Raw genomic sequence first — 13682 nt, 5'->3', positions numbered from 1 at the left:
AATTGGCCAAAGGGAAAAAGTGAAGGGTAAAAGGTTCCGAGTGTCATTTCGAACGGATGTGAGAAATCTTGTGATGCGAAGGGCAAGGGAGATTTCCCGATCGGTGCCCTGCACCTCATTTCGAAATGACAAAACCTGCTCTCCAACAAGAAGTCCTATGTCCTGATTCTGTTTTCTTGATTCCTATCCCTTAACCCCAGACACGAATCCCACGAATTATCGCGAACTTGGGTCAAAGGCAGAAAAGGTAAAAGTTCAATGGTTGGTTGCGTAATTCTACTGAACTTCGCATTGAGTTTGAACTTGAGACTTGAACTTAAACTTGTTCTAGTTCTTGTAAAACTTGGTGCTTTTAAACCCGGAATAGTCCTGAACCACCAACACATACAGTCCTGAAGAAAGCGACGATACATTGATGGAACCCTCGGTCTTTCCTTTTTTAATCACATTGCCAGAAGTGGTCACGATGGAGAACTCTGCATCTTTGGATAGTTCTGCTTCAATATTTAGATAATCCACAGCAGGATTTGGGAATATGGAGATATTCAATTCTTGGGGTACAAACATGGGCGTATTCTCTATCAATACGGTTTCTTCGCCGTTAAATTCAAACTCGATGGTTTCGGAAAATTCGGAAACGGCATTTTCGGTACAGATGGAACGTACGCGCGCCTCGTACACTTTGCCTGCTTCCAAAGCGGTAAGTTCAAAATTGTTGTCCCAAATCAATTCGTTCGACCAATTGTCGGTATCAATACTCTTGTACTGAATCTCGAACAATGTTTCTCTTGCCTCTCCCCATGTAATAGTGGTGCCCTCGTTGGTTGAATTTTCCAATGCAACATCAGAAGGAATACCGATAGAGCAATTGGAAATCTGTGCTCCTGAAACTACCAGCGAAAAATCCTGAAAACCGTTCTTCAAGCTGCCCTTGTGAGAAATTGTAATGGTGTAGGCACCTTTTGCATTGTCTACCTCAACCCGTTCAAACGGGTCAACTTTATTGTCGCCCTTGGTGGCGACATCGTTTGCTTTTGCAGGGTTCAACTTCCAAGGGAAATAAGTTTCACCGTTCTTGGTTATCCTAATGTCCAAATCGTTTACCAAAGCGGGATTAGTACTATTGAGTTCGCCTCGGTTTATATTCTCCGATTCTGGGTCCGTCCAAGAAATCGAAGCCACCAATGGAGCACCATCAATTGCATTTACAGTTACGCTATAAGTTTCACCGTTTGAAAGGCTCTCTTCGTTCACTAAGGTGGTATAATCTTTATACTGAAGAACTTCTGCCGCAGATTTGGCATTTATTACTCCCCACCCCATTTTGTAATCCGGTCCTTTGGCATCAACATCATCAGCAGTATGAAGTGCAAGTCCCTTTAAGGTCGCCGCTTTCATATAACTGCCAAAAAGCTCTTCGTGGTACTGCTGCAACAACAACAATGATCCTGTCACTCCCGGTGCTGCCATCGACGTTCCTGCTGAAACCTGATAACTGCTATTGGTGGCCGAACTGGTGGAAAGTATGTTTCCGCCATCACCGGCAAGGTCAGGTTTTACACGGCCGTCATCCACAGGACCAAAACTACTATATCCCGCTACCGTGGCTTTTTTTAGCTCTCCATTGCTCCCTATCTCTGTATTGGCACCTGCGACCGTCAATCCATTTTTAGTAGTGGTAAAGCCCAACAGAAGGTCAAAGCCATCAGTGGTTTTACCATAAATTGGAGCTTCGTTGTCACTGGAGGTCCGGGCATTGCCCGCTGCGGTCACCATCAGGTAATATGGTGCATTGTACATGATTTTGTCCCAATCCTGGGTCACTTTAATATAGGCCCCAAAATACCAATCGGGTACTCTGTCCGACAAAATTCCGTAGGAATGGTTGCTCAAGAGCATACCATTGGCGGCGGCTTCCGCAACTTCGATTTTATCCCTGCTCCAATCGTGGGTCAGGGCTTGGGCACTATAGGCAACCCCTTTTGCATTGGGTTCAACACCAGCAGAAATTAAGTTTCCCGTAACCAAAGTGGCGTGCAGGCCAATTTCGTCTGCATTATCCGCATTTTTGGCCCGGGTATCAAATTCTTGATGGGACGATAGGGCCACGCCGGAATCCCATACGCCAACTTCCATATCTGTACCGGTAAGTCCCAGATTCAAAAGGCCTTTATCGTATAGGGTATATGCTCTGGAAGTTTTTGAGGCTGGGTCGTTGAGTGTGGTATAATATAATGGGGTGCCATCGGTGCCGATATCCTTTAGTGCAAGCTGTGTACCGTTGGGTTTGTTCTCGGTGGCCTTAAATCTTTTGGATTTGACTAACTCACTTATTTTCTTAAGTTTGGACTCATGCTCCATTTCCATGTCAGAAATCAACGAAGAGATTTTAGCTTGATCGTAGGAAAAGCTAATCTGCTTTTTGGCATTTTCAGACTGAGCAAGAATAGAGGCTCCGCTTAAAAGCGAAAGTAAAATGGTGAAGATCACTCCCTTGGCCCCTAAAGGAAATCTGTAATCCATAGTTAAGTTAAGGTAAGATTTGGATTACGAATATAATTTGATATGTAGGATTCATCGATAAAATTCCTACTTTATTCGATGAAATACATCGCTTTTATCTGTATCCGTTGTGAAAATTAACTTTTCTGTGGTGTAATTTTATTCCTACTTTCAGGCTTTGTTCACATCCATGAGTATGTAAACGGGAAAATGGTCGCTATACCCCCCTAAATATTTGTCTCCAGCATAAGTTCTAAATGGATTTCCCTTGTACCTCCCCTTCCATTCCTTTAGGAAAAGAGGCGCAAATATGTTAGCCTTTACAAAACTGTGGGTGTTTGTTTCGTAGTTCAAGAAGCTGTGCGAAATTAGGATTTGGTCGAAAAGACTCCATGTTCTTTTGTAGTTGGCACTTCCGGTGACGGGCGACAAGAGTTTTTTCATCGGATTTATCAATTGGCCGGTATCCATCAGGGTTTGAATACTTTCAGAATTTGGGCCATCGTTAAAATCGCCCATGATAATAATATTTGGCTTATTCTCTTGGATTTGGCCGATTCTGCTAAGTATGGTCTTGGCTGCTTTTATCCGTTTATAGCTTGTTATTTCTGCACCCTCCCTCCGAGATGGCCAATGGTTCACGAATATGTGGACCTCCTCTTGGTGCAGCTTTCCGCGTACATAAAGAATATCACGAGTGAGGTCGCGCTCGCCATTGGTGTTTTCCACCATCAATGGGATGGTCTCCGATTCTAGTACCATAAAACGTTCTTTATGATAGATAAGCGCTGTATCTATACCCCGTTCATCCGGGGAATCAAAATGGACAAATGCGTAATCGCTATCCCGAAGCTGCTTTGATTTCAACAAAGATTTTAGCACATTTTTATTTTCAACCTCCGCCAAGCCGATCAGAACCGGTGGAAAATCACTTTCGTTCGAACCTATCGCGGAAATTGTCCTTGAAATCTTATTGGCCTTGTTCCAAAATTTGGCCTTGTTCCACTTCTTAAAGCCGTTGGGCGTAAAGTCATCATCCAACAAATACGGATCGTTTACAGTATCGAAGAAATTTTCAAGGTTATAAAATGCTATTGTGTATCGGTTAAGATTTTTCTTCAAGGCAAACTCTTATTATAAATTTATTCCTGACCGTTTGATATTTCTATGACAGGTTTGCTGCCAATGGAAAGCCATTCATCACTGGTTTCTCTTTCTAAATTGGACAATTCATTGGCATACAGCAGGGCATTGAACAAAGTTCGATAGGTTCCCATGGGTTGTCCTCGCCACTGTGGTTGAAAACCAAATAGCAGTACATGTCCGTTGCCATATTTTACATCCATTGCCGCCGCATTTCCGTTCATATATTCCTCTCCGACCAAAAACCCGGACATTAGGGGTGAACCTTTTTTCTGATATTTTGCCAATATTTCCCCAGTGAACCCCTCTTTGGTATTAAAAATGGGGCTGTTATACACAAACACATTGGCATTGGATTGCATACCGGCCATTACCGGATGGTTGGGGTTGGTCTCTACCTGCATGATGGAGCCACCAGTAAAAAACCTGGCCCTATCCACTTTATTGACCACGTTGGTAACAGGCAGATGCAAGGCATTTATTGCAAAATCGGAGCTTTTGTTCAACGTTATCAATGTTCCTCCCTGTTTAACAAAAGTACTTAGATTTCGGATTCCCAGTTCACCCATTCCGCCGGTATATTCTGGAGGGGCAGAACCAGGTTCCAATCCATTTTCAATAGATTCGGGCCATTCGGATGCCATAACGATTACATCGAAACGTTCCCTTAAATTGTTGGATTTGAAGTCTGCATCCCGAATAGATGAATATGAAAATCCAAAATTATCCAGCAACCAGCGTGTCCAACCCATATCCATACTGGCGGTCCATGGTCGATAAACCGCAATTTTGGAATTCACTTTGGTATCACCTGAACCTGAACCCAGATTCGCCTGTATGGCGTAGTCATTGATCCATTGGTTGATTTTACCACGCGATGCCCCTCGCACTCCATATTTTTTGGTATCTGTATCATAATTGATGGCGTATCCTTCCTTGATCGCCTCTGCCAAAACACGAAAAATATTGTTTTGAGTTGGATCCAGCCACAAAGTGCTGCCGCCTCCGCTTAGTTTTCCCGGCAATGGTTTTATGCCTGACGCCACCTTATCCGTATCAAAGCCTGCACCTGGAGCGAAATCCGATTTGTTCAAATCCTTTTTCTCATCATCGGTAGTTTCAAGTGGAGAGCCTTCCACAGGTGTCAAAGCATTTCTAAATGCATCGCTCAAAGGAACGGTTCCCGTAACCACATCTACTTCCATTTGAAAAGGCAATGTCCACCCTGCAGCATCATACGGTTGTTCCAATGGCCCATCGGGAGACTCCCTTAAATCTGGGTATACCTGCACATCCAAAACCTGACGCGCCATTTCGGCAAACTCTTGATCCATCGGGATGACCCAAGTGCCTTTGGGATAGTTTACCCCTGCATAGTCCATAGCTTGCTCAAATTGTGAAACCTGGATACCATTAAAGGCCAATCGCTTCAACAATTCTACGGGACGAACGGGGTCGCGTTGTTTTTGTGGGATGATATAAGCATACGGCGGCTCGTTCCTATATTTTTCAATAGTGGTCATCGCCGCTTGGTACTTATTGAACAACAATGTTTCCTTATATTTTGATGCATAGTCCAAAACGGCAATGGAAGCCGTCTGCATGTATTGCATGGCATTGCTCAATCGCCACCATCCGCCTTTCCAAGGGCTATTGTACAACGATTCCACTCGTAAATCCTTTCTGGACTCAGGAAAATCCCGAAGGGTATAAAAATAAGGTGTCGCATACCGATATAAAGCCGTCTCGGTCCAAAATGAGGGGATATTTTGCATTGCAGGCAGGTAATCGATATAGCCTGGGTACCAAGCATCAAAACCCTTTCCCATATGCACGGCACCTGGCAACCCTTCGGTTTCCAGCTCTTGGGCCATAGCCATACCGATCATGTTCACTTCCCTTGCCACAATGGGCGGAGTTTGTGGGGCAATCGGCTCCGCAAAAGGCGGCAACCATATTCTAGTTGGAAAAGGGGAGGATTGGTGGTGTACATGGATTACGTTGGGCTCCCATTCTCGCCATGTCCTACCCACAACTCTTGATTCGAGCATATTGAGCATATACGCATCCCTATTATTATCATGGCCTACATATTTTTGATAGGGCCAGGGTGTTCGTGCCGTTTCGTAGGGCGTGCCTACATTGGACATGTACCAATTGGCAATAATATTTTGTCCGTCAGGGTTTAAAGACGGCCACAAAACCAAAATCACATCATCCAAAATGGGTTTAAACTTTTTGGAATTGGCCTCACTTACAATTTGATGGGCCAGGGTGATAATATGTTGTGCCCCGGCAACTTCGGAAGCATGAAGTCCACCGCTGATATCCACAATGGCCTTACCTTCCTCTGCCAATTTTTGAGCCTCTTCGCGGGTCATCCCTTTGGGATGGGCCAATTGTTGGGAAATCTCTTTGTAATGGTCAATTTTGGAAAGATTCTCCTCGGAAGAAATCAAAACATAGTACCAAGTAAGGCCCTCAGAGGTTTTTCCGGTTTCGCGCATCTGCACCAAATCACTGGCGGCATCCAACTTTTTGAAATACTCGATGGACTGTTCGTAGGTGGCCAAATGAAAATCGGAACCTACTTCAAATCCTATGACCTCATGAGGATTGGGAAGAGTAGTGTTTTGCGCTTTCAGGTTGAAGACAAGCAAGGGCATCATCAAAAAAGAGCCAATAAAACACTTGCCTTTTAAGCTCAAGAGAGGTTGAATTCCAGACATTATTTTGAGTTAGGTTGGTTTTGGGCATCAAGATAGGGAACAATACAAACAAATAATAGCCTTTCGCCCTGTTCATCAGTGCTTAAAAGGAAGAAAGCACAAAATAGCTTCCAAAACATTATGTAAATTTGTAGTCTAAATCCATCTGATGCTAGAAAAGAAATCAATAGAATATGAAAAGGCGGTACTTATTGGTGTATTGAACCAGTACCAAGATGAGGAAAAGGTAAAGGAATACCTGGACGAGCTGGAATTTTTGACCTACACCGCAGGTGGCGAGGTTGAAAAAAGGTTTGTGCAACGGATTGATGTGCCCAACCCAAAAACCTACATCGGGAGCGGTAAGATGGAAGAAGTACGCCAATTTGTAAAGGAAAACGAAATCGGCTCCGTTATTTTTGATGATGAGCTGTCCCCTGCACAACAGAACAATATAGAAAAGTTATTGAAGTGCAAAGTCTTGGACAGGACTAGCCTTATTCTGGACATTTTCGCCCAACGTGCCCAAACAAGCTATGCACGTACACAGGTGGAACTGGCACAATATGAATATTTATTACCCAGATTGACCGGCCTTTGGACTCACTTGGAGCGGCAACGTGGTGGTATTGGGATGCGCGGACCTGGTGAAACGGAAATTGAAACGGATAGACGTATTGTTCGTGACCGAATTGCCCTTCTAAAAAAGAAGCTGGCCAAAATAGACCGCCAAATGGAGACACAACGGGGCAACCGCGGGTCTTTGGTACGAGTGGCCTTGGTCGGTTATACCAATGTGGGCAAATCCACATTGATGAACGTGATCAGCAAGAGCGAAGTATTTGCGGAGAATAAGCTGTTCGCTACGTTGGACACTACGGTCAGAAAAGTGGTGTTGGGTAACTTGCCCTTTTTGTTGAGCGATACGGTAGGATTCATTCGAAAACTGCCCACCCAGTTGGTCGAAAGTTTCAAGAGTACGTTGGACGAGGTACGTGAAGCTGACCTACTGTTGCACGTAGTGGATATTTCCCATCCGAATTTTGAGGAACATATCGACTCCGTAAATCAGATTTTGGACGAAATCGAAAGTTCCGACAAGCCATGCATCATGGTTTTCAACAAAATAGACCAGTATGTTCCCGAAACCATTGATGAGGACGACCTGGTAACAGAACGTACCAAGGCGCATTTTACGCTCGAGGAGTGGAAAAAAACCTATTTCAATAAGCTCGGGGACAAGGCGTTGTTCATTTCTGCGCTCAACAAGGAAAACCTGGACGAGTTCCGAAAACGTGTTTACGATGCGGTACGGGACATTCATGTTACCCGTTTCCCGTACAACAACTTTCTGTATCCAGAGCATTTGGATGAATATTAAACCAATTCATCGAAGTCTACTTTTTCAGTGAAAAGCAAGGAATCTTTTGCTTCACAACAATTATGTGCCCATTCACAACAAAAATTTAGGGAAAGGCAACGTAAGGTATACTTTCACATTGTTTTTAAGTCATTTTAGTGTCGAACGCAGATCTTAATCGATCTTAACCTACTTAGACCATGGTCTTAAAAACATAGAAAACATTTTCACCCCACAAAAAAGCCACCGTTTCGGTGGCTTTTTTTATACTTAGTATTTATGTCAGAACTTGTAGCTGAGCCCTAAAGTCCAGTAGGTCTGCAACTCGTTATCAATGGCATCGAAGGTAGCATCCGGATTGGGGGTCGGGGCATTGTTCACGATATAGTTAAGCGTCTCTTGCTTGTTGTTTCTCAAACCAAAATCAAACCCTACCCCTATCATTTTCCATAATGTATAACTGAAGGAGTTGGTCCATGTCCAGTTACTCAGGTCGCTGCTTTCATAGCTTTGGAACAGGGATAGGTTACTCTTAAAGCTCACTGCTCCTATTTGTTTCGTATAGTCCGCAACAATCTTGGCACCCATGGACGATTCAAAAATGGTATCCTCATTGCTGAACACAAAGTTGTAGTTGAGCGGATGCATTACCACCACCAAATCTGGTATCGGGGTCCAAGTGGCACCCACACCAAGGTCTAAATACCCGGGGTCGTTAAAGTTGCTCAGTATTGTGGTCCGGTATTCCACAAGACCGGAAATAGCAAACTTCTCGCTTAATTTTCTACCGTACAACGATGAAATATTAAAGACATCCGTAGCTTGGCGAAAGCTATCATCGTCCGTTGGGTCGTCCTTATCGTCCAATTTTACCCATGCGAGATTAACATTGGCAGCGTTTCTCCAAAAAAACTTCTTTTCCTGAAGATTAGCGAAGGAATTTACCGTAAATCCGATGTTTCCTGATGAGTTGTTGGGAATTCCTTGTGCAAACCAATTGTTGAACTGCGATATACTCCCACCAATGGTGCCGAAAGCACCGATTTTCCAGCCGGGGAGGGCGTCCAATTGTTTCTGTAAGGCATTTACACGTGATTGTATAGCTACAATCGAGTCCTTCTTTGGAGCAATTTGAGCTTTAAGTTCCTCTTCCGTCTGGGCCGAAGCCATTGAAACAACAAAAAAGGACAAAGCAATAAAAAGTAGTTTTTTCATAGTATGGAGTTTACTGTTTAGAACCGCAAAAGTAAGAAATGTCACTACTTTTTCATTCAACAATGCACCATTACCAATTAAAAATGGGACAGGCTTGGGTGGATTCAAGAGCAAAGAACCAAGATATCAGTAGTCAGACATCAGACCTCTGAAATCTGACTTCTCCATAAAAGCTCGTGATAATCAGTGGAATTCGTGTCCATTCAATGTACAATCAATAAAATGTCGATAACATGCATGTCGCTTCGACTACGCTCAGCGACCGAGTTGTCATACCTAGCGGAGCGAAGTATCTCAAACCATGGCCACTCATCGAAATGGACGATAACAGAACAGTCACCCTGTTTTTGCCCGCAGTTGAGCGAGGGTTCGCCACAAGAAATCGGGAAAACAAGGACTTTTATACCAAAATGCTGGATTTACATCACTTCTGACATCAAAGAACCAACAGGCTTTCCTCGTAAAATATCGATATCCGGCCATATTGCTTCAACTTCTTGTCCGTCCGGCAGGCCGGGTGCTCAGCGACCGTCCACTGACTACAAAAACTACTATTTTCTCTTGAACAGGGGTACCGAAGAGCAGGCTTCCCCGTACATGATACTTTTGGCCACTTCTTGGATTTTGGCCACCGCCATTAGATAGGCATTTTCGGGTACGGGTTTTTTGGAGCAACCTTTTATGATTATAGGCTTATCTGCAAACTCGGTCACATCCAACTTTTCCAAAATAGTTTGATAAAGTGCCGTTTCCAAGGTTTCCAAATTTCCTTGAACTACTTTTTTGGCGTAGGGTTGCAGTTTGGAGGCAACCAACATAAAGGCCCAGCCTGGAATAATGGCATCCGAAGAACATTGAAGCGCCACATAAGCTTCCTGGTACATTGACCAATCATGCGCATCAACATGGGCGCGGAACTCCTTTTCACGAAGAATAAATCCCTCGTACAACCAATCTTTGATGTCCAAGACCTTACGCTCCCCTTTCGGATAATAATCCTCCAGGTCGAACGTGACCAACTTGCTTTGGGCTACTCTATTTACGATTTCCTTTTCCATATTTGTATTTTTCGCGAGGGCTGGAACCGCTATAATTTTTGATTCTGCGACCTAAATCTATTGGCCGGGGACGTTTTTTGGTGTTTGGTCTTTCTTCCCTTTACCCGTTTTCTCCACAACTCAAAAGAGCAACGTTTGAGATTGCTTCGCATCACTTCCCTCACGTCGTTTTCCTTTAAACCAAACTGGTACTCTATGGCTTCGAACGGGGTTCTGTCCTCCCAAGCCATCTCAATAATTCTATCGATTTGTCTTGTGGTCATGTCGTCATGTCTTTTAGGTTTACCGGGGTTTTACAAAAGGCCCAACTCCAATTTCGCCTCCTCGCTCATCAGTTCTTGGGTCCATGGTGGGTCAAAAGTGATTTCCACCTCCACGTCCTTCAGCATATCAATGGACTTCACTTTCTCCTCTACCTCCACGGGCAAGGTTTCGGCCACAGGGCAATTGGGCGAGGTAAGGGTCATCAAGATCTTTACTTCGTATTCCTCGTTTACGAACACATCGTAAATCAATCCCAGTTCGTAAATGTCCACAGGAATTTCTGGATCGTAGATGGTTTTGAGCACCTTTACGATTTTTTCGCCCAGTTCTTGTGTATCTATGGTAGTTTCTTCGCTCATTCTGTGTTATTTTAACTGTGTTTGATAGGCAACCGCATACAATTTCAATTGCTTGATCATACTTACCAATCCATTTGCCCGCGTTGGTGACAAATGCTCTTTAAGACCTATTTCATCAATAAATTCCACATCGGCATCAATAATGTCCTGTGGCTTTTGATTGCTGAACGCCCTGACCAAAATGGCAATGATTCCTTTCGTAATGATGGCATCACTATCAGCCGTGAACAGCAATTTGTCACCATCGAGTTCGGCATGCACCCACACCTTGCTCTGGCATCCTTTGATCAGGTTGTCATCGGTTTTGTACTGTTCGGCTATCAATGGAAGTGATTTTCCGAGCTCGATCATGTATTCGTAACGCTGCATCCAGTCGTCGAACATGGAAAACTCATCTATTATCTCTTCCTGTATCTCTTTTATGGTCATGCGATGGTTTTATTCAAAAGTACAACTCGGAGGGTTGCCATTCAAGTCTTTATGATAATGATAACGGTCTGGTTATAGCAACATATTCCTTGCACGTGTAACACCTTCCACCAGTTTATCCACTTCCTCCTTGGTATTGTAAAAGCTAAAACTGGCCCTTACTGTTCCCGGAATCTGGTAAAAATCCATTATTGGTTGTGCGCAATGGTGCCCTGTTCTAACGGCAATGCCCAATTTGTCCACAATGGTTCCGATATCATAGGGATGCACGCCTTCAATATTAAAGGATATTACCGAAGTTTTATGCGTTGCGGTTCCGTAGATTTTCAAACCGTCAATGGCAAGCAATTGCTCTGTGGCATATCGGACCAACTCATCTTCGTACTGGGCAATGGCATCAAAACTTATGCTGTTCATATAATCCAATGCGGCTCCAAAGGCAATGCCTCCACAGATGTTGGGCGTTCCAGCTTCAAACTTATGGGGCAGATCGGCATAAGTGGTCTTTTCAAAAGTTACCTCGGCGATCATTTCCCCTCCTCCTTGGTAAGGAGGCAATTTCTTGAGCCATTCCTCCTTGCCATAAAGCATTCCAACCCCCGTTGGTCCGCACATTTTATGGGCGGAAACGGTATAAAAGTCCACATCCAAGGCTTGTAAATCAGCTTTGATGTGTGCCGCAGCCTGCGCCCCATCTATCAATACGGCCGCTCCAACTTTATGTGCAGCTTCAATGATTTCTTCTATGGGGTTTATGGTTCCCAACGCATTGGATACATGGTTGCAGAACACCAATTTTGTCTTATCCGATAACAGGTTGTGGTATTCCTCCATGACCAACTCCCCTTCCAGATTCATTGGAACCACTTTTAGGGTTGCCCCCGTGCGTCCGCACAGCATTTGCCAAGGCACAATATTGGAGTGGTGCTCCATTGCCGATACCAAAATCTCATCCCCCTCCTTTAAAAAGGAAGTGGATCCCGATGCCACCAAATTGATGCCATGGGTAGTTCCCGAAGTAAAGATCACTTCGCGGGAATGCGCAATGTTAAAGTGCTTTTGGATTTTCTGCCGCGCCGCTTCGTAGGCATCGGTGGCCTCTTGAGACAAGGTATGTACCCCACGATGGATATTGGCGTTGTACCGCTTGTAATAATCAACAATGACATCGATTACCTGCTGCGGTGTCTGCGAGGTAGCTGCATTGTCCAAATACACCAAAGGCTTCCCATTGACCTCTCTTTGGAGGATGGGAAAATCCTTTCTAATGGCTTGTATGTCCAAAGTGGTCTCTATCATTGTAATGTAATCGTGAAAAAGTTTGTTTTACAGATCAAAGCCCATGCGTACACCCAGTTTATCCGCAATGATCTTATTGATCCGCAGCTTTAACTCTGGGATACGCACACTTTCCAAAACGTTGTTGGCAAAAGCGTACATCAGCAAAGCCTTGGCTTCTTTTTTTGGAATTCCTCTTGACCTCAAATAAAAGAGCGCTTCATCGTCCAACTGACCAATGGTACAACCGTGCGAACATTTTACATCGTCCGCGAAGATTTCCAATTGGGGTTTTGAGTTGATGGTCGATTTATCGCTTAACAAAATATTGTTGTTCTGCTGAAAGGCATCCGTCTTTTGGGCAATCTTGTCCACAATGATCTTTCCGTTGAACACTCCTGTGGAGCTATCCCCGAAAATACCCTTATAATCTTGATGGCTCTCACAATTGGGCTGTGCGTGGTGCACCAAAGTGTGGTGGTCCACATGCTGTTTATCGCCCAAAATCGTAATCCCTTTCAAGGTAGAGTCGATACGCTCCCCGTTCTGGTAAAAGTTCAGGTTGTTACGGATTAATTTTCCACCCAAGGAGAACGTATGCACCCTTACAACGCTGCTATCTTTTTGTGAGATATATGTATTGTCCACCAAGGAGGCGGTAGGCTCATCGTTCTGAACTTTGTAGTAGTCCACGATGGCGTCCTTGCCAGCAAAAATTTCGGTCACGGAGTTGGTAAACACTTCATTCCCCGTCAAACTTTGGTGGCGTTCTATAATTTGAACCTCAGCGTTGTCCTCGGCAACGATCAAGTTACGGGGTTGCAACATCAAGGCTGGTTCCTTGCCAGTGGCCAAATGCAAAATTTGGATAGGCTTCTTCGGCATTTTGTTCTTTGGAATGTAGATATAGGCACCTTCTTTACTGAACGCTGTGTTCAAAGAGGTCAACGACTCATCTTTGGAGGCCGCTTTGTTGAAATACACCTCTATCACCTGTTTGAACATGGGCTTACTGAAGGCAGAGCTCATCAAACAGACATCTACGCCATCATGTGTGGTTTCGGACAGGTATGAACTATACACCCCATCAACGAAAACAATCTTGTAGGTGTCTATCTCGTGGAGGAAGTATTTTTTCACATCCTTGTATTCCAACGTGGTCTCGTGCTTTGGAAAGATGCTGAAATCTATCTTTTCCAAGCCCCTCAACGAGGTATATTTCCAAGCTTCATCCTTTTTTGTCGGGAAGCCCTTGGTCTCAAAATTCTTTATGGCACTGGATCTTTCCTCATGTACTGGATGATCTAAATCCAAACCATCTTCAAAAGCCATAAAAGAGGAGACTAATTTTTCCTTTAAATCCATA

12 protein-coding genes are annotated in these 13682 nt (G+C 44.1%); 2 read left to right on the top strand and 10 right to left on the bottom strand.

The annotated features are described in order from the left end of the window. Positions 1 to 327 precede the first annotated feature (327 nt). The 3 genes from K1F36_RS04445 to K1F36_RS04435 form a co-directional block, all read right to left on the bottom strand. Positions 328 to 2523: a S8 family serine peptidase gene (locus tag K1F36_RS04445; protein ID WP_220112708.1), complete on the bottom strand. Its 2196-nt coding sequence runs from the start codon at positions 2521 to 2523 to the stop codon at positions 328 to 330. A gap of 150 nt (positions 2524 to 2673) precedes the next feature. Beyond that, complete coding sequence (locus tag K1F36_RS04440; RefSeq protein ID WP_220112707.1) at positions 2674 to 3624, bottom strand: endonuclease/exonuclease/phosphatase family protein; 951 nt, start codon at positions 3622 to 3624, stop codon at positions 2674 to 2676. A gap of 20 nt (positions 3625 to 3644) precedes the next feature. Next, positions 3645 to 6374, bottom strand: a complete 2730-nt coding sequence (locus K1F36_RS04435) for a M14 family metallopeptidase (RefSeq protein ID WP_220112706.1) — start codon at positions 6372 to 6374, stop codon at positions 3645 to 3647. Positions 6375 to 6522: 148 nt separating this feature from the next. Between K1F36_RS04435 and hflX the strand changes: the two genes are divergently transcribed. After that, positions 6523 to 7734 carry a GTPase HflX gene (gene hflX, locus K1F36_RS04430; RefSeq protein ID WP_220112705.1) on the top strand — a complete coding sequence of 404 codons (1212 nt, stop codon included), beginning with the start codon at positions 6523 to 6525 and terminating at the stop codon, positions 7732 to 7734. 261 nt (positions 7735 to 7995) lie between these two features. Here hflX and K1F36_RS04425 read toward each other — a convergent pair whose 3' ends face one another. Further along, positions 7996 to 8928 carry a DUF3078 domain-containing protein gene (locus tag K1F36_RS04425; RefSeq protein ID WP_220112704.1) on the bottom strand — a complete coding sequence of 311 codons (933 nt, stop codon included), beginning with the start codon at positions 8926 to 8928 and terminating at the stop codon, positions 7996 to 7998. 233 nt (positions 8929 to 9161) lie between these two features. On the opposite strand from K1F36_RS04425, the gene K1F36_RS04420 reads away from it, so the two are divergent. Beyond that, a complete protein-coding gene (locus tag K1F36_RS04420) occupies positions 9162 to 9362 on the top strand; it encodes a hypothetical protein (protein ID WP_220112703.1) in 201 nt (66 codons plus the stop codon). 117 nt (positions 9363 to 9479) lie between these two features. Here K1F36_RS04420 and K1F36_RS04415 read toward each other — a convergent pair whose 3' ends face one another. The 6 genes from K1F36_RS04415 to sufD all read right to left on the bottom strand — a co-directional run bounded on the left by K1F36_RS04415 (position 9480) and on the right by sufD (position 13681). After that, a complete protein-coding gene (locus K1F36_RS04415) occupies positions 9480 to 9986 on the bottom strand; it encodes a DUF2480 family protein (protein ID WP_220112702.1) in 507 nt (168 codons plus the stop codon). Positions 9987 to 10015: 29 nt separating this feature from the next. Then, positions 10016 to 10249 (bottom strand): TIGR03643 family protein, encoded by a 234-nt coding sequence (locus tag K1F36_RS04410; protein ID WP_220112701.1) that lies wholly within the window; start codon positions 10247 to 10249, stop codon positions 10016 to 10018. 30 nt (positions 10250 to 10279) lie between these two features. Then, complete coding sequence (locus K1F36_RS04405) at positions 10280 to 10609, bottom strand: iron-sulfur cluster assembly protein (RefSeq protein WP_108245524.1); 330 nt, start codon at positions 10607 to 10609, stop codon at positions 10280 to 10282. Between the two features lie 6 nt (positions 10610 to 10615). Next, positions 10616 to 11038 carry a SufE family protein gene (locus tag K1F36_RS04400; RefSeq protein ID WP_220112700.1) on the bottom strand — a complete coding sequence of 141 codons (423 nt, stop codon included), beginning with the start codon at positions 11036 to 11038 and terminating at the stop codon, positions 10616 to 10618. 72 nt (positions 11039 to 11110) lie between these two features. Beyond that, positions 11111 to 12337, bottom strand: coding sequence for an aminotransferase class V-fold PLP-dependent enzyme (locus K1F36_RS04395; RefSeq protein ID WP_313790061.1), 1227 nt, complete (start codon positions 12335 to 12337; stop codon positions 11111 to 11113). Between the two features lie 27 nt (positions 12338 to 12364). After that, positions 12365 to 13681, bottom strand: coding sequence for a Fe-S cluster assembly protein SufD (gene sufD, locus K1F36_RS04390; protein ID WP_207031332.1), 1317 nt, complete (start codon positions 13679 to 13681; stop codon positions 12365 to 12367). Between the last annotated feature and the right edge of the window lies 1 nt (position 13682).

Source organism: Flagellimonas abyssi, from assembly GCF_019457905.1.
In the GTDB taxonomy this organism is placed as follows: Bacteria; Bacteroidota; Bacteroidia; order Flavobacteriales; family Flavobacteriaceae; genus Flagellimonas; species Flagellimonas abyssi.
Note: the sequence above shows the minus strand (reverse complement) of the source record. Positions and strands in the feature narration are given on the sequence as shown.